Origin of the sequence: Pseudomonas massiliensis (genome assembly GCF_000826105.1) — a bacterium.
GTDB classification, from domain to species: Bacteria; Pseudomonadota; Gammaproteobacteria; order Pseudomonadales; family Pseudomonadaceae; genus Aquipseudomonas; species Aquipseudomonas massiliensis.
Window position 1 is genome coordinate 100,360 of record NZ_CCYK01000003.1, and the last position, 23,424, is coordinate 123,783.

Annotated in this window: 17 protein-coding genes, 1 other RNA gene and 2 pseudogenes; 9 read left to right on the forward strand and 11 right to left on the reverse strand. The window is 58.6% G+C overall.

Annotation, left to right across the window (positions count from 1 at the left end; translation table 11 throughout):
* The first annotated feature begins 6 nt into the window (after positions 1-6).
* The 5 genes and pseudogenes from BN1188_RS01080 to BN1188_RS01095 all read left to right on the forward strand — a co-directional run bounded on the left by BN1188_RS01080 (position 7) and on the right by BN1188_RS01095 (position 4,562).
* On the forward strand, positions 7-2,118 hold the full coding sequence (locus BN1188_RS01080) for a DEAD/DEAH box helicase (protein WP_040259327.1): 2,112 nt from the start codon (positions 7-9) through the stop codon (positions 2,116-2,118).
* Positions 2,119-2,533: 415 nt separating this feature from the next.
* Positions 2,534-2,629, forward strand: a pseudogene (locus BN1188_RS21835) (transposase); the annotation flags it as partial.
* Between the two features lie 54 nt (positions 2,630-2,683).
* Positions 2,684-2,938, forward strand: a complete 255-nt coding sequence (locus BN1188_RS01085) for a hypothetical protein (protein ID WP_148485233.1) — start codon at positions 2,684-2,686, stop codon at positions 2,936-2,938.
* Complete coding sequence (locus tag BN1188_RS01090; protein ID WP_198293221.1) at positions 2,922-3,488, forward strand: NUDIX domain-containing protein; 567 nt, start codon at positions 2,922-2,924, stop codon at positions 3,486-3,488. The genes BN1188_RS01085 and BN1188_RS01090 overlap by 17 nt, the downstream gene beginning before the upstream one ends.
* Before the next feature lie 48 nt (positions 3,489-3,536).
* On the forward strand, positions 3,537-4,562 hold the full coding sequence (locus tag BN1188_RS01095) for a hypothetical protein (RefSeq protein ID WP_052469104.1): 1,026 nt from the start codon (positions 3,537-3,539) through the stop codon (positions 4,560-4,562).
* A gap of 60 nt (positions 4,563-4,622) precedes the next feature.
* Here BN1188_RS01095 and BN1188_RS01100 read toward each other — a convergent pair whose 3' ends face one another.
* Positions 4,623-5,525, reverse strand: coding sequence for a GIY-YIG nuclease family protein (locus tag BN1188_RS01100; RefSeq protein ID WP_040259330.1), 903 nt, complete (start codon positions 5,523-5,525; stop codon positions 4,623-4,625).
* A 298-nt stretch (positions 5,526-5,823) separates the two neighbouring features.
* Here BN1188_RS01100 and BN1188_RS01105 point away from each other — a divergent pair, with 298 nt between their 5' ends.
* Positions 5,824-6,789 carry a hypothetical protein gene (locus BN1188_RS01105; RefSeq protein ID WP_040259331.1) on the forward strand — a complete coding sequence of 322 codons (966 nt, stop codon included), beginning with the start codon at positions 5,824-5,826 and terminating at the stop codon, positions 6,787-6,789.
* A gap of 286 nt (positions 6,790-7,075) precedes the next feature.
* On the opposite strand, the gene BN1188_RS01110 is transcribed toward BN1188_RS01105, so the two are convergent.
* The gene (locus tag BN1188_RS01110; RefSeq protein ID WP_052469105.1) at positions 7,076-7,516 is read right to left on the reverse strand and encodes a type II toxin-antitoxin system HicB family antitoxin; all 441 of its coding nucleotides are present in this window, start codon (positions 7,514-7,516) and stop codon (positions 7,076-7,078) included.
* Positions 7,517-7,868: 352 nt separating this feature from the next.
* Positions 7,869-8,186, reverse strand: a complete 318-nt coding sequence (locus tag BN1188_RS01115; protein ID WP_052469106.1) for a hypothetical protein — start codon at positions 8,184-8,186, stop codon at positions 7,869-7,871.
* A gap of 601 nt (positions 8,187-8,787) precedes the next feature.
* On the opposite strand from BN1188_RS01115, the gene BN1188_RS01120 reads away from it, so the two are divergent.
* The 3 genes and pseudogenes from BN1188_RS01120 (at position 8,788) to BN1188_RS01130 (ending at position 13,264) form a co-directional block, all read left to right on the forward strand.
* A complete protein-coding gene (locus tag BN1188_RS01120; RefSeq protein WP_040259332.1) occupies positions 8,788-9,954 on the forward strand; it encodes a PDDEXK-like family protein in 1,167 nt (388 codons plus the stop codon).
* Between the two features lie 173 nt (positions 9,955-10,127).
* Positions 10,128-11,324 (forward strand): annotated as a pseudogene (locus tag BN1188_RS01125) (IS256 family transposase).
* 215 nt (positions 11,325-11,539) lie between these two features.
* The gene (locus tag BN1188_RS01130) at positions 11,540-13,264 is read left to right on the forward strand and encodes a DUF262 domain-containing protein (RefSeq protein WP_040259333.1); all 1,725 of its coding nucleotides are present in this window, start codon (positions 11,540-11,542) and stop codon (positions 13,262-13,264) included.
* A gap of 163 nt (positions 13,265-13,427) precedes the next feature.
* Here BN1188_RS01130 and BN1188_RS01135 read toward each other — a convergent pair whose 3' ends face one another.
* The 8 genes from BN1188_RS01135 to BN1188_RS01170 all read right to left on the reverse strand — a co-directional run bounded on the left by BN1188_RS01135 (position 13,428) and on the right by BN1188_RS01170 (position 23,368).
* Entirely contained in the window at positions 13,428-14,648 is a 1,221-nt protein-coding gene (locus BN1188_RS01135; protein ID WP_040259334.1) for an integrase domain-containing protein, read from the reverse strand.
* A 182-nt stretch (positions 14,649-14,830) separates the two neighbouring features.
* Positions 14,831-15,230, reverse strand: a transfer-messenger RNA (tmRNA) gene (gene ssrA, locus BN1188_RS01140).
* An 82-nt stretch (positions 15,231-15,312) separates the two neighbouring features.
* Complete coding sequence (locus BN1188_RS01145) at positions 15,313-15,600, reverse strand: hypothetical protein (protein WP_040259335.1); 288 nt, start codon at positions 15,598-15,600, stop codon at positions 15,313-15,315.
* A gap of 137 nt (positions 15,601-15,737) precedes the next feature.
* Positions 15,738-18,605: an FAD-binding and (Fe-S)-binding domain-containing protein gene (locus BN1188_RS01150; protein ID WP_084596121.1), complete on the reverse strand. Its 2,868-nt coding sequence runs from the start codon at positions 18,603-18,605 to the stop codon at positions 15,738-15,740.
* Positions 18,602-19,273: a LutC/YkgG family protein gene (locus tag BN1188_RS01155; RefSeq protein WP_040259336.1), complete on the reverse strand. Its 672-nt coding sequence runs from the start codon at positions 19,271-19,273 to the stop codon at positions 18,602-18,604. The genes BN1188_RS01150 and BN1188_RS01155 overlap by 4 nt, the downstream gene beginning before the upstream one ends.
* Complete coding sequence (locus BN1188_RS01160) at positions 19,270-20,742, reverse strand: LutB/LldF family L-lactate oxidation iron-sulfur protein (protein WP_040259337.1); 1,473 nt, start codon at positions 20,740-20,742, stop codon at positions 19,270-19,272. The genes BN1188_RS01155 and BN1188_RS01160 overlap by 4 nt, the downstream gene beginning before the upstream one ends.
* Positions 20,739-21,593: a (Fe-S)-binding protein gene (locus tag BN1188_RS01165; RefSeq protein ID WP_040259338.1), complete on the reverse strand. Its 855-nt coding sequence runs from the start codon at positions 21,591-21,593 to the stop codon at positions 20,739-20,741. Before BN1188_RS01165 ends, BN1188_RS01160 begins: the two co-directional genes overlap by 4 nt.
* 104 nt (positions 21,594-21,697) lie before the next feature.
* Positions 21,698-23,368, reverse strand: coding sequence for a lactate permease LctP family transporter (locus tag BN1188_RS01170; RefSeq protein ID WP_040259339.1), 1,671 nt, complete (start codon positions 23,366-23,368; stop codon positions 21,698-21,700).
* Between the last annotated feature and the right edge of the window lie 56 nt (positions 23,369-23,424).

Genomic DNA, 23,424 nt, shown 5'->3' on the forward strand with positions numbered 1-23,424 from the left:
TGCTGCATGAGTGAGTTCGACAAGCTCCACCCTGCCTTGCAGCACCACATCGTCAACTCTCTGGGTTGGAACGGTTTGCGGCCTTTGCAAGAGTCCACCATTCAGCCTGTCCTCGATGGCGAGCACGCGATTCTGCTGGCTCCAACGGCTGGCGGAAAAACCGAAGCGGCAAGCTTTCCGGTGTTTTCACGCATGCTCAGTGAGAGCTGGGAAGGCCTTTCTGTTCTCTATATCTGCCCGATCAAGGCGCTGCTCAATAACCTTGAGCAGCGCTTGAGTTATTACGGGCATCTCCTGGGGCGAAGCGTTGCCCTGTGGCATGGCGATATCAGTGCTTCTCGTAAGGCCAAGATTGTGGCCTCGCCACCGGACATTCTGCTTACAACCCCTGAATCGCTAGAGGTAATGCTGGTCTCCAACAAGGTTGATCATCAGCAGCTGTTTGCTAATGTTCGGACGGTGATTATTGATGAGGTGCATGCCTTTGCCGGTGATGACCGTGGCTGGCACTTGCTGTCTGTCTTGGAGCGAATCAGCGTTCTAGCAGGCCGAGAGATCCAGCGCTTAGGGCTCTCAGCGACCGTAGGTAATCCTGACACGCTCTGCGATTGGCTTGCCGGTAGCTGTAATGCCCGAAGAAGCGTGATCAACCCTCCTGCAGAGAACAATGTGATTCCTGACGTCCAAGTCGATTGGGTCGGGTCGCTGAAAAACGCAGCAGTTGTGATTTCAAGATTGCACAAAGGCGAGAAGCGCCTCGTCTTCGTGGATAGCCGATCCAAGGTTGAGGAGCTCGCTGTTGAGTTACGGTGCCTTGGTGTTGCCACCTACATCTCCCACAGTTCCTTGAGCCTGGAGAAGCGGAGAGCTGCTGAAGAAGCGTTCTCCCAGGGTAATGACTGCGTCATCGTTTCTACTTCGACGTTGGAGTTGGGTATCGATGTGGGCGACCTTGATCGAGTGATCCAGATCGATGCCCCGTACACGGTTGCTTCGTTCCTGCAGCGTATTGGTCGCACTGGCAGACGTTCGGGCAGCTCTCGAAACTGTCTGTTTCTAGCTACCAAGGAAGATGCGTTTCTTCGTGCTTTGGCGTTGTTACAGCTGTGGCGGCAAGGGTATGTCGAACCGATCGTTCCCCCCGCGAGGCCAATGCACATCTATGCCCAGCAAACCATGGCATTGGCGCTTCAGCAAAAAGGCATCATCGCTGCCGACGTCGATCAGTGGGTGGGGCGCATGCCGGGTTTTGCTGGAGTCACGACCGATGACCGGGCTGGTGTTATCAGCTACATGCTTGGGGCCGGAATATTGCAATCTGATGAGGGGCTCATCGGAATTGGCAAGGCCGGAGAGAGGGCGTATGGTGAGAAGAACTTCATGGAGCTCTTTTCGGTGTTCACGACGCCTCCCATGGTTAAGGTTTATTGGGGCAAGCAGGAGCTAGGGGAAGTTCATCAACTGACCTTTGCTGTCCGTGATAATGGCCCGGCGTTGCTTACTCTTGGCGGACGCAGCTGGCAGACGACCTATATCGACTGGCCGCGTAAAAAGGCTTTTGTCGAGCCTTCGGAGGTACGAGGTAAGTCGCAATGGGTCAGCGATGCACAGCCGCTGAGATACGAGCTATGTCGTGCGATTGCAGATGTGTTGGTTTCAGATCTTGTTCCAGAGGGGCTTTCATCCAGAGCTCAAGCACTGCTTGCCGATCTGCGTGACCAATATGGCTGGATGGAGTCAGGTAAAAGTACTCTGATCCTTGATGCCGATGGTAATGCGATTTGGTGGAACTTCGCAGGCAAGTTGCTGAATTCGGCAATGAAGGATCTGCTGGCTAATGAGGCTGATAAGCTCATCGCCGACAACGAGTGCTTGAGTTTTCGGCACGTCTGTTCTGGCGAGGCGCTGGTAAGTGCTATTCGAGAGGTTCTTGCGGGTGATGCGCATGATTTGGCGGTGCTGCTGGATGAGGCCTTTGTACAAGAGCTGAAATTTGCTGAGTGCTTGAGCCAGAAAGAGATTGATCGTGAGCTGGGACAGCGGTACTCAGTTGATAGTGACTTCCAGCAGTTCTGTCGTAATTCACTTGCAGTTCTTAGGGTAAGGGACAAAGCCTGATGTGAGAATCATCCGTCTTAGCGAAGTCATTCAGACATCTGGTCTTACTCGATCAATCTACAAGCTGGTAGATAAGGTATGACGTTGTGGATGGGTATGGGAAGCTGGTGGAGTTAGTGAAGTAATCAGTGTGATTTTGATGGGGGAAAGGGATGGCCTGGTATCTGAACTTTATCGATCCGGGTAATGCTGGCGGCAGCGTCAGCATTCCGGAGTCGCCACCAGTGGCGTTGCAGCCGATCGTCTACAAGTGCCCGCGCTGCTCGGCACAATTTGGCAGTGTTCAGGCACGCCGTGATCATTTTTTCACGGCGCATCCGTACCGTAAGCCGGAACTACTGCTACGTGGGCAGCTGTTGGGTAATAGCGAAACTGTTATCCATGTAGATCGTGTCCCAGGAAGTGGTGTAACTGAGAGGCCGATGAACGCGTCAATGCGCTCCTCAATCGACCACTTGAAGGTGACTGGCCTTACCTATGGATCGACGCGACCTACGTTAAAGTTTGCGAGGCCCAGGAGGCGTCGGCGAGCTACTTGAACGGACCTGCACGCTGAGGCCCCGAATTGATTTTGGATGAAAATTATTTAACGATAAAGCTGATTGGAAAGTGGATGCTACGGCCTGGGGAAATGCAGCACATGCTTATCGAAGCCCAGACGGAAAAAATCGTGGTTGAGATCGAAAAGCCGAACGCAGAGCAGCGGCTGACCAGGGTAAAGGGCACCGTGGATTCTAATTATTCAACCGTGCAGCCGTCGCCGGGTTGGTTTGGCTATTGGTTTTGGCGAAGAGAGGGACTCAGTGGCGCACCGATCTAGCGAGCAATGTTGGGGGATCGCCCAAGCTACCGCCTACGGTGGCGTCCTGCTTCGGCCCAATGGTGAAGTGCTTCTGCGCGAGCCTAGTAATCACTTTGATGGTTATGTTTGGACGTTTGCCAAAGGCAGGCCGGAGCAGGGAGATACACCCGAACAGACAGCCTTGCGCGAAGTCCTGGAGGAAACGGGCTATCGGGCGGAGATCATTGGCATACTTCCAGGCACCTTCGCGGGCGGGACGACCACCAATGCCTATTTCGTGATGCGTCCGCTGGGTGTGCCGGGCAAGCCGGATTGGGAAACCCAATCCATTCGCTGGGCTAATTTCAATGATGCGGCTTTCCGTATCGAACAGACGCTTAATCCCATTGGCAAGCAGAGAGATCTGGAGATACTGCGCGCCGCGAAATCCTGGTTGGACATTAATCATGAGTTGTTGATGGCAGGCGATGAAACAGCTGGGTTCATCACCGCCGGTGACTGGGATATAAGCGGCGCTGCCGGAACAGCACACTACCCTGCAATTGGATTTCCTGCTGAGCGCAGCTGATAGCGATGCTATACGCAAGGGTTTCGAGCCCATAGAGCAAGAGGATAAGTGGTTCGCTTACTCACCGGCGGCACACTATTTCAGCACCGGAGCTGGACAGGTATCTGCATTGATCAGATTCATTTTATCGAGCATCAAGGGGGGCTACGCGCCACTCACGCGCAGGTGAACCGTAAACCGGAGCATTACTCGCAGACGGATGATGCGGTGGACATCGAGCGCATCGAATCTTTAGTGCGCAATCTGGCACAGTACAATCAGAGCCTGGTGGAACAACCTACCATTGTCTCGGCATTGGCGCTCGCGTCTCGGCCTAACTATCTGGGCGCACCGGCGACTGTGCATGCGCTTATGATGGAGTTCTTCGACGTAACGCTCGGCGTGATTGCCCGGGAGAGAAAGTACGAAGAATGTATCGCCAAGCAATCTGAGCTGGCAAGGATCATGACTGAGGATGGCACCGGTTATGTCCGTATACCCGGTTGGCATACCAAGGATCAGTTGGGCTGGGCACTGATCAAGCGGTTTGATCTCGACCAAGAATACTGCACCGATGAGGACCTGCATCTCATCGTCTCTGAAAGCTTGGCGTCGATAAGTCTGGCCGTGCGAGCGCTGTACAATCTGCAGCTCGTGGATATTGACGGCCCTGATCTGTTTCCGGATCGGCTGGCCCATTTGATGGCGTTCGTATGCTCCGTGTATCTCGGAACGCACACGCTCACCTCTCCTGACAAAACGCTGAAAGATTTCGTGCCAAAAGTTGAGCTGGCTAAACTGAAATCGGTCCTCGAAGACGCCTCCGATTCAGGGTCTAGATTGCCGCCGTTCAAGTTCGCTGAGCTGGATCTGGTACCAGGTACGGTACTCACCTTCAAGCTAGACACTACGGTGATCTGCAGTGTGGCCGAGGCAAACAAGGTTCATTTCATGGGCAAAGAGATGAGTTTGTCCAATGCCGCTATCAAGGCTTTGAAGGCGCACGGACGTAACCCCAAAGCAGCGCGTGGCCCTGACTACTGGTGCTATCAGGGGCTCACGCTTACCGCATATCGTGCACAGCACTCCATGTAAATGAACCCATGCCCTGGCGAATCGGCGTTCGAGGGCTTTCGTATATCTACGTGATAGGTGTCAGCCTTCAGTAGGACCCGCCATGCCTTCTTCCAGAGACTTCAACGTCACGCCGCTTGCGGTGTACCAGCTTTGAGGACCGCTGCGTGCGGTCCCTGCAATTAAGGCAGCCGCGTAGGTGGAAGAACTCATGAGTAGGTCTTTGGTGAGAAGCAAATGGTCGCCTTGGTCGACCATTCTTTTGTCTTCTAGGAGCTGCTCTCTCATCTTGAGAAGCTTGCCATTCAAGCTGGCGGTCGTCGTTTTGGACGCGGTGGAGCCCTTTTTGACTACAAAGCCTTCGTCTGTCTGAACGCCACGAGCTTTCAGTTGATGAACGGTAAATGTTAGTTCTTCGTTGTATTCTGGGGCAACAACCTGAGCCGAGACTGAGGCGTTCTGGGAGGGTTTGGCCGGTATCAGCGGCTCAAGAATCGGGTAGCCCAAGGTGCCCAGCACTATCCGCATATCGTCCAGAAGCTCATTCATCGCTTCGCGCTCTGCACGCGGGAGGCTGGATGCCGTTGGTGTATTGCCGTTTTCAAGCTTATAGCGATCGGCGGTCTTCGCCATCGCCTCTAGTTTAGATTCAAGATACTTGACGTGAGATTTTGTTAAATTGTCATCTTTATTTGTAAGGATGACCACGTCATTCCAGAAGTCTTTCTTACGATCATGCATCAGCAGGCGATCAGCGACGTTTTCGGATTCGCCGATGTAGGCCATGGGTTTTGAATCACCTAGGCGTGCTTCAAATAAAATATATACGCCCGGTTTTGCAGTTTCGGGCCATTGCTTGAGTTCTTCCAGACGATTCCTGGGGCATGCAACTGTCTGGCCAGTTCTGTTTACGATCTCGGCATGACGGATCCCGGCGGCAGTGGCATCTGGAAGGAATATACGAACTGATTTGCCGTATGACATATGTAATTGTTTCTCTAGTGTTGTAGTATGTAATAAACGCTGTGTGTTCTTAAGGTTTTTTAGATGAGGGCTTTATGCTAGCATGGTTTTTCGACTGTCTAATACGTCCAGATTTTTGTCGCCGATGTGGAGATGGCCCGCCGGTGCCGCGATAACCAGTGAAAGCGAAACCTGGCTGGTACCAACTGTGGAAGCAGCGACAGGGGTTAACGAAATGTAAGCATTTGGGTCAAATGCTCATCAGCGATAACAGACAGTCTGCGTCAAACCGGCATGGCAACGCATCAAGGTTTTGAGAATGGTTGATATCACCGCGTTGATGGAAGCACTACCCGTTTCAGGGCTTGAGCCCCAGAGCATTGCTTTGATCAGCGGCATCCTCTATCCGCCACACGAACGAAGCTGGACGGGCAGCATCATGCTATTGGAGCCACCTGCTCACCATCACGCGCCGTACATCGAACCCTTCGGAGCGCTGCAGACGATATTTAGCGCCTGGGGTAAGGCGCAACTGGCCGCTGGCGATGCGGCGAGAGAGTGCGTGGTTCGAATGCGAGTGGAGATCGCGGATGAACGTTGGGCGAATTTCCTGGATTCTGAACCGGACTCGCCTGAGTGCTTACCGGTCTGGGATTTCGTGAGTTGGTTTCGCCGACAGGGCTCTCCCTCACTCACCCTGGAGATAGGAGCCACTGGAACGGCAGGCATCGAGAGCTCTGCGCTATTCACACACATGCTCAATTTTTTTGAAAACACGGCACGCGTTGTTTCTACAGAGCCGATATTCGAAGGGTGGAGTGAGCGCGGTGAAAGCCTGTCTCTTGAGGCTTTGCACGCCTTACCAGCGCCTTGGTATATGGTCGAGTTCGTACCGGGTGCACCATGGCTCGGGCCAGAAGTCGAGAGTGCTAATGACTCCGCGTATGAGCCATTTTTGCGTTGGCGCGAAGGCATGCGTACGGTAGCCGCAGCGCTGGAGCAGGTATTGGGCAAGGAGGTTTACTATTTTGCTGACTTGAATTGCGAGATTGATGATGATTACATGCATCGCTTTTTGGTGTTGCATTGGTGCTGCACGTACAAGCCGGAGTCTGCATACGTCAAGTACTTGACAAAAGTCAGCAAAGCCAAGGACGTCGAGGCGCTGAAGGCCGCGTTGGTAGATGCCACAAATTATACCTACGCGTTTGATCTTCAAAGGCTTGGCAGGGATCCCGATGCACGGATGTGTAGATTTGAATATCTGCCCCCGGCGAGGGAGTGATGCTCCGTCTCTATTTGCCGCCATTGCTTCTCGGATCTGTCGCGAGTCCAGAGGCCATCCTCACGCCGGGGGTAAGCTGTTCGAGCACCCGCGCACGCTCAAGAACAACCCCAATAACTCAGACAGGACTTGCAAGTACCCAGGACGGTTTGGGCTAACGTGCGATGAGTTCAGAAAGGGTAGGGCAAGTGCTTAAGCGCCTGCCAAAACAGCGGTCGAGACCACGTAATGCCACCGCATGTTGTCGTCCAAAGTCCGTAGGTCGGCCATTCCCCACGGGCTTGGCTTACAGCGCTACCGGCTCAACCGTCACTGCCACACGCAACCCCAGAACCACCAGCGCACGTTCGAGTTGGTCACTGCGGGAGTCGTGAAGAAAGTCAAACAGCCGGTCTACCTGCGGGCGGGCTACGCCCAGTCGGCGGGCCAGCTCTGCCTTGCTGAGCTTGGACGTCACAAACGCATTCCAGGCAGCGGCTTTAAGTGAGGCCAGAAATGGAAGGCGCACCCTTTGCTGCCCGGTAACAGAGGCGCTCGGGCCCGGGATAATCACACCTTCCTCTACGTAGAATGAAAAGGCCGTTACCAGCCCATCGCGTAGTGATTCAAGGGCTGCGGCCATATTATCGCCTACCCCATAGGTGCGTGGAATATCAGGGCAGGTCAGCCAAAGGCCGTCCGGATCATCATGGATCTGGACAGGATAGTCATACAAGGTAGCGCTCACGAAAAATCCGTTACAAGGGGTGATAGTTTGATTTCAGGCTTTGATCTGGCGATATTTATGCACTTCAAATCCACCTGACCCAGCGCTGCCTGGGGCTACGACTCCGGCTGGCTGCCCTCATGGTATCAGCGCCGCCGCCTTTTTCAGTGATCCAGCGTGGGTAAGCCATACGCGGTGTGGCGTTTAAATCGTGTGGCCGTAGCAGACCCGCTGAATCTATATCATATCCAGAGGTAACGTCGATCAGCTCCATGACTTCCCCTCCCTGACTGGCTGCTCATCCAGGATGAGGGATTGAAACCAAGACGTTCAAGGAAACGGGCCACCCTTTCTCGGGCACCATCGTTATCCGCTAGCCCTCGCGCGCTAGGTCACGAAGCGGGCCGCGCAGGGTGCGTGTCGGCAGCATCTGGACCTCCGCCCCCTGCTCGCGCATGGTGGCCGCCACACGCCCCAGCTCGTCATCGGTCAAGGTCATCAGGGCCGCAAGCATAAAGTGCATTTTGAGAGACAACGGCCGAGGTTCATCACCGCCGGTGTACCGGCGCCAGTGGCCGCCGATGGTCAGGTCGGCCATTGCTGCTAATTGGTTGCTGGTTAGGGCGGTCCGCTGCTTGAGGTCGTTGAGCTGCGCGGCAGTTGGCGGCGTGTAATGAGCCAGGAAATTCATGGGGCACCAGACAGGGAAAAGCGCTCGGCTGGCGCACCGGGCGAGCGCTGGAGAACGGGAAGGGTGGTTAGTGCAGGTTGAAAAGCCGGGCAGCAACGTCACTGGACACGGTAATCAGCGAAGCGGCAATGGCCAGCAGATCAGGCCTATGCGGAGCGTGCCGTAACAGGAACCTCTACAGCGGCCTACTCGTGGACCTCCGCAGGGGCTTCTACGAGAGAGGCGGCCCCTTGGCGCAGCACAGGATACAAATCTAAATCACCTCTACGAGGCCATCGATCAGGTCGATTGCCGATGAAAACAGGCGAGGCCATGGGTGGAAGTCGCGGGGCGCCGTCTTTGTCGTATCCACAAAGGGGGGCCGATCCGTCCTACAAGCCACCGGGGCGTCGGTGGGGCATGACCTCCCCCACATAATATGAAAAGTGCCCGAATTTCGCCATAGGCCTTGCTATGGATACCCGCAGCACCAGGGTTCTCTTCGGAAGTGAAAGAAGGCGCGAAGCGGGACAAGCAAGGCCATCTTAGGGGTATGGCATTGTGCCTTCACTTGCCCTAATATTTTCCCATCGCTCACCCGGCCACCGTAGAGGAAAACGGTATGGATGCCGCTGCAAGTATTGAAGTGCTACGCGACAGTTCCGATTTCACTGCGCTTACCTGCTATACCAAAGCATTCGACCTGTTCCGGGTAATGGGCGTGAGCTCCAAGGAGCTGGTCCACTCCAATATCACTGCCTCGTTCTTGAACGCAAATGAAGCCCATGGTCTCGGGGGGCAATTCAGGGATGCTTTCGTTAAGACACTTTCGAAACGGCCCTGCGTAGGCCCGGCACTCTCCCAGACTGTATTGGAATCGACTCGCGGCGCTCAGGCGAAGGTTGCCCGCGAGCTAGCCCATCTGGATGTACTGATCGATTTCCCCACGCTGCGTTTGGTCATTGCCATTGAGAACAAGATCTGGGCGGCCGACCAAGATAAGCAAATTGAGGGCTACCAAGAAGCGCTTTGCACCTTGTACCCGCATTACCAGTCGCGAGCTCTTGTTTACCTTACGCCTACAGGGCGCGAATCGCCGACGGTAAATGCGCACTCAAGCGTTCCCGTGTATTACATGTCGTACGGAGAGCTGGCAGCGCTGCTGGGCGAATACCAAACGTTGGCCACGCCACCTGCCGCACACTTCATTGGCGAGTTCATCGCTCACGTGGGAAAAACCATGTCAGGCAACACGGAATTGGGTCAGCTTTGCTGGAACATCTTCGAGCAGAATCAGGAAGCCTATGAGCACTTGGTGAAGCATCACGAGTATTGCATGGCGCGAAAGGTAACCGAGTTATTCCGATCCATGCAGGATCGCGTACGAAACGATACCTTGTTCGAGCAATGGGCTGATGTGCTGGAGGTACGGGCAAGCTCCAATCCGGAAAAGGCTCATCATGATCTTGATATTCGTCTAAAGACCTGGCCCAGCGGGGTATGGGTCAAGATCTACAAGCACAATTGGTTCGGGGTGTATCCATTTTTCCGCTCGGCTGACAAGGAAGCCTTGATGGATTCTCTGCCAGCTTTCACTCAGCCTGCTCGCAGGGTGCATGGGATAGAGGATCGGTTCTTTGCCTCGACTCGCTTCGTCGAAAAAAGTGATCGACGCATACGTAAAGCAGGCGATCGGATCAATGAAAGTGACGTGAATATTGCCCTGACCCGTGCCCATGATTGCATTGTGGAAATCAGTGACGCTTTGCGTTATCCAGCCCACGCATGAGAAGGTTGTTTTAGCCTGCGGCGACCCAGCCTCGCTCGCTCTGCAGGCCTGGTATTGAACTGACAGGGTGTAACTGAACCAACCGAAGGCACCCTACGGGTGAGAGAATGGTCATCGTGGTTCTTGGCTACTGTTGAGTTTGCGAAGACCAAACGCTCACCAGAGAAACCACGATGACCACGCCCACTATCGAATTGACCGAGCTGGTTGAGAAAGGGGCAGACGCAGATCTGCTCAAGCAAATGATCCAGTTCGTTTCCCAGCGGATGATGGATTTCGACGTTGAAAGCCTGTGCGGCGCCGGCTTCGACGTCAAAAGCCCAAACCGCACAAACAGCCGCAACGGCTACCGTGACCGCCTCTGGGAGACCCGCGCCGGCGACGTTGACTTGAAGCTCCCCAAACTACGCCAAGGCAGTTACTTTCCAGGCTTTCTGGAGCCACGGCGAACCGCGGAGAAGGCGATGGCCGCAGTCATTCAAGAGGCCTATATCCAAGGCGTTTCCACACGCTCGGTCGACGAACTGGTCAAGGCCATGGGCATGACTGGCAACTCGAAGAGCCAGGTATCCAGGCTCGCGGGCGAGATTGATGAGCGCGTCAATGCGCTCCTCGATCGATGACTTGAAGGCGACTGGCCTTACCTCTGGATCGACGCCACCTACGTCAAAGTGCGGGAGGCAGGCCGTATCGTGTCGGTCGCGGTAATAATCGCCGTGGCCGTGAGCACCAATGGCGGGCGGGAAATCCTGGGCATGCGGGTAGGCCCTTCCGAAGCTGAACCGTTCTGGACAGATTTCCTGCGCAGCCTGATGCGCCGTGGGTTGCGCGGGGTAAGGCTGGTTATCTCTGACGCTCACGAAGGCCTCAAGGCAGCTGCCGCCAAGGTCTTCCATGCGACGTGGCAGCGCTGCCGGGTGCACTTCATGCGCAACGCCATGGCCCACGTTGGCAAGGGCTAACGCAGCATGGTGGCGGCGTTGCTGCGTACCGTTTTTGCTCAAGACAGTCGCGCTGAATGCCATCAGCAGTGGCGCCTGGTGGCCGATCAGTTACGCGAGAAGTACCCGAAGATCGCGGCGCTCATGGACAGCTGCGAGGATGAAGTACTGGCTCACATGGCCTTCCCTAAGGCCCATCGCCAACAGCTGCACAGCACCAATCCGCTTGAGCGATTGAACGCAGAGATCAAGCGACGTACCGATGTCGTGGGCATCTTCCCCAACGATCCTGCGATTACCAGGCTGGTCGGGGCGATGCTGCTGGAGCAGAACGACGAGTGGTGCCTACAACGACGTTACATGCAGTTGGAGGCCTTCGAGGCAGTCAGCGATAATCCGCAGGCCAAGCTGTCGGCCGTGATCAACTAAACGGCGAACTCAATGGCCAGAGCCGTGAAGAGTTACACCACTTCTAGGGACACGATCTAGGAGCTCGCCTGGCAGATACCGACCTGATATTTTCCTCCTTTAGGTTTGGCTGTTCCTGATGCCCTGAGCATCACGCTGGCTGTACCGGCATAAAGCTGGAATGAGTTTCCCGAGTGGTTCACCGATCGGCGGGATTGGATCAAGGAGTATTTGTATTGGGCACAGGCAAGAAAGGCCAGATTGACAGCGCCAAGATCGTGATCGGCGAAGTGTGCTCACGCTTCTGGTTCCGCATTCCGGACTATCAGCGGGCTTACGTCTGGGGCAAGGATGAGATTTCCGAGCTGATCGACGATGTTAACTACGCCAGCGAGCACAACCCGGACGGCCAGTATTTCCTGGGTTCGATGGTGCTGCGTAGAGCTACACGGACCACAGATGGGGTCAGCTTCGAGGAGTACGAGCTGCTAGATGGTCAGCAGCGATTGACCACCTTGATGCTATTGTTAGCCTGTATCCGCGATCGGGTTGCGGACGATCAGCTCAAGGGCGCCTGTCGTGGCATGTTGTTTCAGGAAGAGAACAAGTGGCAGAAGGTTCCGGGCCGGAATCGAATTGTTTACGAAATTCGTGATAATGTAGGGAGTTTCATAGAGCGCTATATTAAAGTAGATAATGGTACTTACAGCTCCGATTTTTCGGGCATCGCTGCTAGCAAAAATCTATCTCTGTCAAATATGGCGGCGGGGATGCAGACCATTCATGCCTGCTTTAATGACAAAGTTCGATTTCTCACGGATGGCGACTTCGCTCGTTTCGTTCGCTACCTTTTAAATAACGCCCTATTCATTTATGTAGCTACCGAAGATTTGGACGATGCGTTTCGTTTATTCACGATTTTAAATGATCGGGGTATTCCGCTGTCTAGCAGCGACATTTTGAAGGCCAAAAATCTCGGTGCCGTAACCAAGGAGAGTGAGCGCAGCAAATGGGCTGAGTACTGGGAGGAGGTTGAGGGTGAGATGGGGCGTGATGAGTTTGATCGCTTTCTCTCGCTGGTACGCACCATCTACGTGAAGGACAAAGCGCGGGAAGGGCTACTCAGGGAGTTTGATGAGCGTATATACGGCGCTAGGCCTCCACTACTGGCATTAGGTAGCGAGAGCTTCGAGGCCGTGAAGGAGTACAAGGATGCTTTCGATGAGGCAATTCAGCTTGATGGCCTGCCAGCTAGTTTGGGAAATGCTTACCGTAACCGTATTAACGTGATGCGTCGAGGTCTACCCTCCACCGACTGGATTCCACCAGTCCTGGCCTGGTATCGTAAGTTTAAGGCAGATAGGTTGCTTGATCTAGTCGGGCGCATTGATAATAAGTTCTCGGCCGACTGGATCGTACAGCTCACGCCCACCCAGCGCATCAACAACATGAATGATGTTCTCAAAATTATCGAGGCGGCCGATACCCCTGCTGAAGTGTTAGCTAGCAAGGTCTTCGATTTTGATCTCAAGCAGTTACAAGAATTATTGGGCGGCGCCATTTACGGTCGGCGTTTCGCCCGCTATGTTTTGCTGCGACTTGAATACCTGCTGGCTAGCCATGCAGCTCCGCTGAATCTGCCCGATGAAATTAGTGTGGAGCACATTCTGCCGCAGAATCCGGGCGGCACGAGCCAGTGGGTAAAGGATTTCAACGAAGAGCAGCGCGAGACCTGGCTGCACAGGCTGGGCAATCTTATGCTGCTTTCTCGGCGTAAGAATACGTCTCTAGGAAATCTTGACTTTGCGAGCAAGCGTGTTCGCTACTTTGAGGATCGAGTGGAAAGCCTGCCGAACTCGCAGCGTTTGTTGGCGATGGGAAGTTTTGCGCTGGCTGATCTAGAGGTGCGCCATAAAGATCTGCTGCACCGCCTGACAGACTCCTACGCTCCGGGAGTATGATTCGCCGTTTTGCGATCGATGCCGCCCGTTTGCCGATGCGCAGTGATCCGTCGAAGAGCAAGTTCGTACACTTAGAAATACGGCTCTCTTGTTGAGTACTGGACCGACGAGGAAAAAAAAATCCACAGGTAGTCCCTTGTTTAGGATTCCCTGTGGAAGGTTTTCATACCGCGGAGATCGCTAGATTGCCCGCGGCTGCCGCCTGGATATGCTGGCTCCACCAAGCCATCATCGGCCGTCGACGCTCAATGTAATCCGCACGATTGTAAGCGCTGCGCACTTCGTCCTTGTCCACATGGGCAAGCGCTACCTCGATCAGCTCAGGATCCCACCCTTGCTCATTGAGAATGGTGCTGGCCATCGAGCGCATACCGTGACTGACGAGTCGGCCTTCGAACCCCATTCGCTTCAGTGCCATATTTGCCGTTTGGCTATTACAGTGTGTGCGGGGGTTGCGGTCTGCCGGAAAAACGTACTCCCGATGACCACTGAGGGGCTTGATAGCATTCAAAAGCGCGATTGCCTGATCGGTAAGAGGGATGATGTGAGTGCGTCGCTTCTTCATTCGCTCCGGTGGAATGATCCAGATGTTCTTCTCAAGGTCGATGTCTGCCCAGCGGGTAGTCGCCGCTTCTGCTGGGCGAGTCATGGTGTGTAGTTGCCATTCGATCAAGCACCGCGTCGTCCTCTTGATGCTGGCGTTAGCAACCGCGAGCATCAGCTCTTGAAGCTCATCCGGAGCAAGAGCTGCCATATTTTTCTTTTTCGGTTTTTTGAAGACGGACCGAATTCCAGTCAACGGATTCGAATGAATCAAGCCGGAGTTCACGCCATAAGTCATAATTTCGTTCAGACGCTGGCTTAGGCGTTTGACCGTCTCGAGACTGCCCTTTGTCTCCAGTGGGCGAAGCAGCTTGATCACCGTCGGTGCAGTGACCGCAGATATCGGCGTTGCCTCAAGGTCAGGAAAAATGTGCAGCGTCAGCGATCGCCAAATATCTTCGGCATAGGCGGGAGTGACTGCGTCCTTCTTCAGCTCGAACCATGCGATTGCCACATTTTTAAAGGTGTGCTCCACAGTCGCCTTGAGGGCCTGGCGATCTGCGTCTCGTGCTTCCTTCGGATCGAGTCCTTGAGCAACGAGCTCTCTCGCCGCTACGGTGCGCTTGCGGGCAAGCGCGAGGCCCACCTCCGGAAAAGTGCCCAGCCCCATGTTCACGCGCTTTTTGGTCACTGGATGGATGTAGTTGAAATTCCAGAGCTTCGAGCCATTGGCTCTTACCCTCATTTGCAGGCCGTCACCATCGGTGAGGATGTAGTCTTTTTCAGCGGGTTTAGCGGCGTTGACCTTCAGGTCTGAAAGCCGCGCAGCTTGGGCAAACATGGTCGTCTCCAGAGCCTCGTGTATTCCAAAAAATACCAGTGGTAGGCTTGGAATACCACGTGGAATACACGAATTGTAGGATGTGCTCGGATAGCCTCGGACCCCATAGGACCTGAAAGCCCCGTATTTCCCGGCTTTCAGGCACAAAAAAAGACGCCCTAGGACGTCTTTAAATTATGAAGTGGTGGAGCCGGGGGGATTTGAACCCCCGTCCGCCAGTACTCCGCTGTCGGTACTACATGCTTAGCCCGATCTACTGAGTTAACCCGCGGCCGCCCGAGGGGCAGGGTGCGTTGGGCGAGTCGTGTAAGTTTTAGCCGTTTCGTCCACGACGTACTACGCGGCGATCCTGTTCTGTCTGACAGTCGGTTCGGGTTTACAGGCATCCCCTAGCGACTGCTGGTACCGAAGTAACCAGAAGCTCAGGTTCTAGTCACCGCAATTAAGCGGCGATGGCGAATTCCTGGCCGTAGTTTTCGTCATTGGCAACTATAGAAGTTGCAACAGTGGATTTACGAGTTCTGTTACCAACTCGGCATGCACCTAGAGTTTCGTTACCGGCGTCGAATCCTGATCGGCCCCGTACCTGCTGCCAGAGGCGGCAGGTGTTCGTAGGATACGCCCCTTGGCGGCGAATGTCGACCATTGGGCGCACCACAACGGCTCAGTTGCCGGCCGCGCCGCCTTTCTTGGTGAAGTTGTCCAACTGGGTGAGGATCTTGCCGGTGCTGGCGATGCAGGCCTTGGTGTCGCCCTTGGCCTGGTCGGCCTTGGCGGCGTCGATCTGCTGGCGCATGGTTTTTTCCAGGGCAGGGTTGGACGGGGCCACGGTCACCATGGTGTCGTCGATTTTCTGCAGGTTGGCGGCGCACAGGTCGTCCGCGGCGAAGGCGGGGGCGGCGGCCAGGGTAGCGACCGAGAGGGCGAAGGCGGAAAGCAGGGAACGGGTCATGTCATTTCTCCTTGAAAGCGGCATTGGCGCCTTGGCAGAAGGCCAGGCGTCGGGTTCGCCCGCGCGGTTGGGCTTACCTGATGGACTGCCGCTACGCTCCTGGGTTCTATTTTTGTACACCAATCTTCGCCGTCACGTTATCCGCTGATCGCTGCCAATTCGCCCTGTTTTGGAGCATGAAGGCTGTTCTCGGAGTGCTCTATCTTGGGGCTTGTCACGCGGTCTACCAGATACACCAGGCTGTGGTAGTTGATGCCACTGTGGTCGCTCAGCCCGATCTCGCAGGTACGGCTGGTGGAGATGCCTTCGCTGCAATGCTGTACGGCGCCCTTGAGCGAACGCAGGGCATGGGCGTTGAGGTCAGGCTGGGTGAAGCCTTTGTCGCCGGCGAAGCCACAGCAGTGAATGCCTTCGGGCACCACCACCTTATCGCTGCAGCGGCGGGCGATGGCGAGCAGGGCCTGGCTCTGGCCCAGGTGCTGGGTGCTGCAGGTAACGTGCACCGCAATGGGCGCTTGCTGGGGGGTGAAGTCGAGTTTGTCCATGAGATGGCTGTAGATAAACCGCACCGGGTCGTACAGGTCCAGGCGGGTGTCGGCCAGGTTGTCCACCAGGCGCAGGGTGCAGGGGCTGGTGTCGCAGTAGATCGGGTCCAGCCCGCCGCGGCTGGCGCGCAGCAGGGCGCGCAGCAGTTCCTGGCGCTTGGCTTCGCCTTGTTCGGTGTAGCCCTTGGAGGTGAAGGGTTGGCCGCAGCAGAGGCTGTCCAAGGCTTCGGGGAACACCACTTGGTAACCGGCTTTTTCCAGCAAGGCCTGGGTTTTTTCGATCAGTGGGGTTTGTTCGGCGTCGCCGATGGCCGGGCCCATCACCCGGGATACGCAGGCGGGCAGGTAGACCACCCGTGGCCGGGCGTCGTCGTTGGGCGCGGTAAAGGTGATGGCCGGGCGGGCCTGGGGCAGGGCGGGCGTCCAGCGGGGCAGGGTGTTGCCGCTGAGGCTACGCAGGCCCTTGGCGTAGCGGCCCAGGCGCGGGGCGCCGAGCAGCCGTTGGGCACCGCTGGCGGCGCGCAGGCTCAGGCGGGCGCTGGCCAGTAGCGTGGCGAAGTGATCGCCGGCCCAGCGCGCGGCCTGGGGGCGGCTGGCCTGTTGGCCACGCAGTTTTTTTACCAGGTCGCCGGTGTTGATGCCTACCGGGCAGCGTTCGGCGCACAGGCCGGTGGCGGCGCAGGTGTCGATGCCCTGGTACCGAAACTGGCGTTCGAGGGTGGCGGTGTTCTGGCCGCTGCGTTTTCTGGCCTGGATGTCTCGCCACATCACGATGCGCTGGCGCGGGCTGAGGGTCAGCCCCTTGGACGGGCACACGGGTTCGCAGAAGCCGCACTCGATGCATTTATCCACAAGCTCGTCGGCGGCGGGCAGGGGCTTGAGGTTTTTCAGGTGGATGGCCGGGTCCTCGCTGAGGATCACGTCCGGGTTGAGAATGCCTTGTGGGTCCAGTAGGCGTTTGACGGCCCACATCAGTTGGTAGGCCTGCGTGCCCCATTCCAGTTCCACGAAGGGCGCCATGTTGCGACCGGTGCCGTGCTCGGCCTTGAGCGAGCCGCCGAAGTCCACCGCCACCAGCTGGGCCACGTCCTTCATCAGGGCATCGTAGCGGGTAATTTCCTCCGCGCTGTTGAAGCCTTGGGTGAACACGAAGTGCAGGTTGCCTTCCAAGGCGTGGCCGAAAAGGATGGCTTCGTCGTAGCGATGTTTTTCCAGCAGGGCGATGAGCTGGTTCACCCCTTCGGCGAGGCGCTCCACGGGGAAGGTCACGTCCTCGATGATCACGGTGGTGCCGGTTTCCCGCACCGCGCCCACGGCGGGGAAGGTGCCTTTGCGAATGGCCCAGAGGCGGGCGTTTTCCACCGCGTCCGTGGTGAAGTCGATGCGCGCTTCCACCGGGAAGGGCGCCAGGGCGGCCATCACCTGGCTGATGGCGCTCTCAAGGCCCGCGGCCTGTTCGCTGGCGCATTCGATCAGCAGGGCGCAGGCGCCGGGGCTGAGGGTTTGTACGAAGGCAGGCATGCCGGGCTTGTGTTGCACAGAGCGCAGGCTGCGGCGGTCCAGCAGTTCCACGGCGGTCACCGGCTGGGTACGCAGGGCGGTGACGGCCATGCAGCAGGTTTCCACCGAGGGGAACACGATGAGCGCGGTGGCTTTGTGGGGCAGATCCGCCACCGTGTTGTAGGTGACGGCGCTGACGAAGCCCAGGGTGCCTTCGGAGCCCACCAGCAGGTGGCTGAGGATGTCCAGCGGGTCGGTGAAGTCCACCAGAGCGTTGAGGCTCAGGCCGGTGGTGTTCTTCAGCCGGTACTTGTGGCGGATGCGCTCGGCCAGGGCAGGGTCGGCGCGGGTGCTCTCACCCAGGCGCGCCAGCTCGGCGAGCAGGCCGGCGTGGCTGTGGCGAAAGGCGGCCACGCTGGCGGCGTCTTCGGTGTCCACGCAGGTGCCGTCGGCCAGTACCAGGCGCAGGCCGGCCAGGGTGTGATAGGTGTTCTGGGCAGTGCCGCAGCACATGCCGCTGGCGTTGTTGGCGACTATCCCACCTATCTTGCAGGCATTGATCGAGGCTGGGTCTGGCCCGAGCTTGCGGCCGTAGGGCTTGAGCCAGGCGTTGGCCTGGGCGCCGATCACCCCGGGCTGCAGGCGGATCTGCGCGCCGCCGTTGCGAATGTCGCGGCCGCTCCAGTGGTCGCCCAGCACCAGCAGCACCGAGTCGCTGATGGCCTGGCCGGAGAGGCTGGTGCCAGCGGCGCGGAAGGTCACCGGCACGCGCTCGGCCTGGGCGGCCTGGAGCAGGGCGATCACTTCGCTTTCGTATTCCACGCGGATCACCAGCTTGGGCAGCAGCCGGTAGAAGCTGGCGTCGGTGCCGTAGGCCAGGGTGGCCATGGGGTCGTCGAAGCGGCGCTCGGCGGGGATCAGTCGATGCACTTCGGCGAGAAAGGCGGCGGGCAGGGTCATTGGTCCTCCAGGATCAGTACCACCAGGTCTTTCGGGCCGTGGGCGCCATAGGCCAGCACTTGCTCGATATCGGCGGTTTTCGAGGGGCCGGAAATCAGCAGGGCGTTGGTGGGCATGCCGCTGGCCCAGCCGAAGCGCTGCATCACCTCGTACAGGTTGTTGAAGATCTCGCTGGCCTTGAGCAGCGCGAAGTGCACCGGCGGCACCAGGCTCATCAGGCGCGGCTCGGCGGCGTCGGGCCAGAGAATCAGGCTGCCGGTGGCGGCGATGGCGCCCAGGGTGCCGGTGAGGCTGGCCGGGGTGTGGTCGAACAGCTCGCGCTTCCAGGCTTCGATAGGCCGATCGTAGGCGGTGGTCTTGGGCGCGTCGGCCTGGTCGGCCCAGGCGCTGGCCAGCTGTCGGCCATGAGCGGTGTCCGGCGCCACCAGCAGACGCTCGATGCCGCGGGCGGCGAGCAGTTCGGCGAGCAGGGTGGGCCATTGGGCGCCTTGGGTAAGGTGCACTTCGGTGTGTACGGTTTCCATCAACTGGCGCAGGCGGCTTACCCGTTCGCTGGCCGGGTACTGCCAGGGCACGGTTACCAGGGCTTCGTCAAAGTTGTCCACAAGGGGCGTGGTGCCTTCGAGGCTGGCGCGCAGGCTGCGCAGAATGTTTTCCCGGGCGCTCATGGGGTTTTCCTCCCAACCCACCCCTCAAGGGGCTTGGTCAGGTGCTCGGCGGCCAGTTCATGCAAGGAGCGCGGTGCTGGCTTGGGCGCACTGTGGTGGTCCGTCCAGGGGCCAAGCTGGCTGGGCGTAAGGCCGCGCAAGCGGGTGGCCATACGCAGGAAGGCGCGGTACAGCCGGGGCGAGGCATTCAACCGTGCCCAGGCATTCCAGGCCAGGCGCTCCTTGCGCGAGTACTTGCTGCCCTGGCCGCGCAGCAGGGGATTGGCCACCGGTGGCTTGACGTTTTCCTCGCGCAGGCGGCGCAGCAGGGAAGGAATCGGGATCTTCACCGGGCACACCTCACCGCAGGCGCCGCACAGCGAAGACGCGCTGGGGTGATCCGGCACCGTCTCCAGGCCCACCATGTGCGGGGTGATGATCTTGCCGATGGGCCCGGGGTACACCTCGCCGTAGGTGTGGCCGCCCACCCGGGTATAGACCGGGCAGTGGTTCATGCAGGCGCCGCAGCGGATGCAGTTGAGGGTCTGGCGCAGCTCGCTGTCGGCGAAGGCCTGGCTGCGGCCGTTGTCCAGCAGCACCAGGTGCACTTCCTGGGGGCCGTCCAGTTCGCCAGGCTTGCGCGGGCTGGAGATCATGTTCACGTAGGTAGTGATGGGGATGCCCAAGGCCGAGCGGGTGAGCAGGGAGAGCAGCGGCACCACGTCGCGCAGGTTTTCCACCACCTTCTCGATGCCGGTCACGGCGATATGCACAGGGGGCACGCTGGTGACCATGCGGCCGTTGCCTTCGTTTTCCACCAGCAGCAGGGTGCCGGTTTCCGCCACGGCGAAGTTAACGCCGGACACGCCGATGTTCGCCTCGAAGAATTTTTCCCGCAGCACGCGACGGCCGATCTGGATCAGCGCGTCCACGTCCTGGGTGTATTCCACTCCCAGCTTGCGCTCGAACAAAGAGGCCACCTGGCCGGCGTTCTTGTGAATGGCCGGCATGATGATATGGGAGGGCTTTTCGTGGTCCAGCTGCACGATGAACTCGCCCATGTCCGCTTCCAGGCATTCCACCCCGTGGGCGGCGAGCACCTCGTTCATCTCCATTTCTTCGCTGACCATGGACTTGCCCTTGATCACCTGGCGCGCTTCATGGGCCTCGACGATGCCCAGCACGATGCGGTTGGCCTCTTCCACGGTCTGCGCCCAGTGCACCTGCACGCCCTGGCGGGTGAGGTTGCGATCCAGGGTTTCCAGCAGGTCGGGCAGCTTGGACAGGGCCCGGGCGCGAATGGCATTGCCCAGTACTCGCAGGCGCTCGCGTTCATCCGCATCGGCAAAGGCCAGGGCGCGCTTGGTCATCAGCGAATCCATGGCCTTGCGGAAGTTGCCGCGCAGTTGCGCATCGCCCAGGGCCTGGCGGGCGCGGCCGCGAAAGTCCTCAGGCAGTTCGACGGCGGGAATGCGGGTATGGCTGTTCATGCCTCACCTCCGGTGCGTTGCCACAGAAAGCTGGCCAGGTGGCGACCGCGCAGGGCCTGCTGTTGTTTTTCCAGGGCGCCGTTGATGTTCATCAGGCAGCCGCAGTCGGCGGTGATCACCTCGTCGGCGCCGGAGTCGATCAGGTTGCGAGTCTTGTCCGCCACCATGGCGCCGGAGATGGCCGGCATGCGTACGCTGAAGGTGCCGCCGAAGCCGCAGCATTCGCTTTCATGGCTGTGCTCCACCCGTTCCACGCCGCTCAGTTGGGCCAGCAGGGCGCGGCCGTGCAGGTGGGTGTTCATTTCACGCCGCGCGGAGCAGGAGGTATGCAGGGCCACCTGGGTCGGCTGGCCCTGGTCATGCAGTTGCACCTTGCACACTTCCAGTAGGAACTCGGCCAGCTCGTAGGTGCGCGCGGCCAGGGCCTTGGCCTGGGCGAGGCGGGCCGGGTCGTGCTCGAACAGGTGTGGGTAATGCTCACGGAACATTCCGGCGCAGGAGCCGGAGGGCACGATCACCGGCCAGGGTTCGGCGAACAGGTCCAGCTGTGCCGCGGCCACGGTGCGGGCCTGCTCGGTGTAGCCGCTGGTGTAGGCCGGCTGCCCGCAGCAGCTTTGCCCCTGTGGATAATCCACCGCGATGCCTTCCCGTTGCAGCAGGCGGATGGCGTCCAGGCCGGCTTCGGGGAAGAACAGGTCCACCACGCAGGTGCCGAACAGGTACACCCGCTCGGGTTTGGTCTGCGGGTAGTGGCGCGGTTCGGCCAGCGGTGGGGCGACCCAAGTCGCATTGTGCGCTGCATTGCTGTGCTCTGGGTTGTTGCGCGCTGCGTTATAGAAAAGCTCGCTCATCAGGCATGGTCTCCACTGTGGCCCCGCTTCTTCGGCACGCTGTGCGTGACCCTGGCAAGGCTCGGGTTGGGCACCCAATGCGCGGGTGCCCTTTGATTAAAGCCTCAATGCACCAGAATGCCGGTAAACCAGTACGCCTGGGCCAGGGTGATCAGGCCTACCACGGCGGCGAAGAACAGGCTGTGCTTGAGGGTGAAGCGGAACAGATCCGACTCCTTGCCCACCAGCCCGGTTGCAGCGCAGGCCACGGCGATGGACTGCGGCGAAATCATCTTGCCAGTGACCCCGCCGCTGGTGTTGGCCGCCACCAGCAGGGTGTCGTTGACGCCGATCTGGTGGGCGGTGGTGGCCTGCAGCGAGCTGAACAGCGCGTTGGAGGAGGTATCCGAGCCGGTCAGGAACACTCCTAGCCAGCCGAGGAAGGGCGAGAAGAACGGGAAGGCCGCGCCTGTGCCAGCCAGCACTAGCGCCAGGGTAGAGGACATGCCCGAGTAGTTGGTGACAAAGGCGAAGGCCAGCACCATACCGATGGATAGAATCGGCCAGCGCAGCTCATGCAAGGTCTCGACGAAAGTGGTAAGACCAGTTCTTGCGTTGATCCGCAGTACCAGCATGCTGACCACGGCCGAGAGGAAGATGGCCGTACCGGTGGCGGAGATCGGGTCCAGCTTGAACACAGCAGGCATGGCGGTCGGCGTGGTAACGATGGGCGCCATCTTCATCACCAGTTGGTCCAGATGCGGTACCGGTAGGCTCCACACCCAGGCGTAAAGCGCGCCGCCAGCGGCGAACAGGGCCTTGAAGGGCTTGAGCGTCCAGATCGTCACCAGCACGGTGAGGATCAGGAAGGGCGACCAGGCCTTGAGAATCGCACCCAGGCTGTGGCTGGAGTCTTGCCGACCGGGTGCGCGCACGGCGGCGGCACCGGCGCTGGCCCCGGCCAGCTGCGCGGCGCTGGGCGCCGGGGACCATACCTTGAGGAAGGCCGCCAGGGACACCAGGCTGACCAGGGCGGAGGTGATGTCAGGCAGCTCGGGGCCGATGAAGTTGGACGTCAGGTATTGGGTGATGGCGAAGCTGGCGCCGGCCACCAGGGCGGCGGGCCAGGTTTCCCGCACGCCGCGCCAGCCGTCCATGATGAACACCAGCCAGAAGGGCACGAAGATGGACAGCAGCGGCAGCTGGCGGCCGGTCATGGCGCCGATCTTGAAGGCGTCGATGCCGGTCACCTGCCCCGCCACGATGATCGGAATGCCCAAGGCGCCGAAGGCAACGGGCGCGGTGTTGGCGATCAGGCACAGGCCGGCGGCGTAGAGCGGATTGAAGCCCAGGCCCACCAAGAGCGCGGCGGTGATCGCCACCGGAGCGCCGAAGCCGGCCGCGCCTTCCAGGAAGGCCCCGAAGCAGAAGCCGATCAGCAATACCTGCAGGCGCTGGTCTTCGGTGAGCGACAGCACCGAGCTGCGGATCACCTCGAACTGGCCGCTCTTGACCGTGAGCTTGTAGAGGAACACCGCCGCCACGATGATCCAGGCAATGGGCCAGAGGCCGTACAGGAAGCCATAGCCCGCGGCGGCCACAGCCATATCCGCGGGCATCTTGAAGGCAAATATCGCTACCAACAGCGACAGCAACAAGGTCAGGCTGCCAGCCACGTGCCCCTTCAGGCGCAGCCAGGCCAGGGCCAGGAAGAAGAAGGCGATGGGGATCAGGGCAAAGGCGGCGGACAGCCCGAGGCTGCCCAGAGGGCTATAGATTTGCTGCCAGGTTTGCATGGAGGCCTCTAATTGTTGTTGGTCAGGCGCTACGGGTAATTGGTAATACCAATTTA

Coding starts and splice junctions, on each gene's coding strand:
- BN1188_RS01135 (WP_040259334.1), bottom strand. CDS start 14,648: ATGTTTGCCCAAGCTGCGCGGCTTTCAGACCTGAAGGTCAACGCCGCT.
- BN1188_RS01115 (WP_052469106.1), bottom strand. CDS start 8,186: ATGAATTTCCTGGCTCATTACACGCCGCCAACTGCCGCGCAGCTCAAC.
- BN1188_RS01105 (WP_040259331.1), top strand. CDS start 5,824: ATGGTTGATATCACCGCGTTGATGGAAGCACTACCCGTTTCAGGGCTT.
- BN1188_RS01165 (WP_040259338.1), bottom strand. CDS start 21,593: ATGAGCGAGCTTTTCTATAACGCAGCGCGCAACAACCCAGAGCACAGC.
- BN1188_RS01080 (WP_040259327.1), top strand. CDS start 7: ATGAGTGAGTTCGACAAGCTCCACCCTGCCTTGCAGCACCACATCGTC.
- BN1188_RS01120 (WP_040259332.1), top strand. CDS start 8,788: ATGGATGCCGCTGCAAGTATTGAAGTGCTACGCGACAGTTCCGATTTC.
- BN1188_RS01170 (WP_040259339.1), bottom strand. CDS start 23,368: ATGCAAACCTGGCAGCAAATCTATAGCCCTCTGGGCAGCCTCGGGCTG.
- BN1188_RS01100 (WP_040259330.1), bottom strand. CDS start 5,525: ATGTCATACGGCAAATCAGTTCGTATATTCCTTCCAGATGCCACTGCC.
- BN1188_RS01155 (WP_040259336.1), bottom strand. CDS start 19,273: ATGAGCGCCCGGGAAAACATTCTGCGCAGCCTGCGCGCCAGCCTCGAA.
- BN1188_RS01150 (WP_084596121.1), bottom strand. CDS start 18,605: ATGACCCTGCCCGCCGCCTTTCTCGCCGAAGTGCATCGACTGATCCCC.
- BN1188_RS01145 (WP_040259335.1), bottom strand. CDS start 15,600: ATGACCCGTTCCCTGCTTTCCGCCTTCGCCCTCTCGGTCGCTACCCTG.
- BN1188_RS01160 (WP_040259337.1), bottom strand. CDS start 20,742: ATGAACAGCCATACCCGCATTCCCGCCGTCGAACTGCCTGAGGACTTT.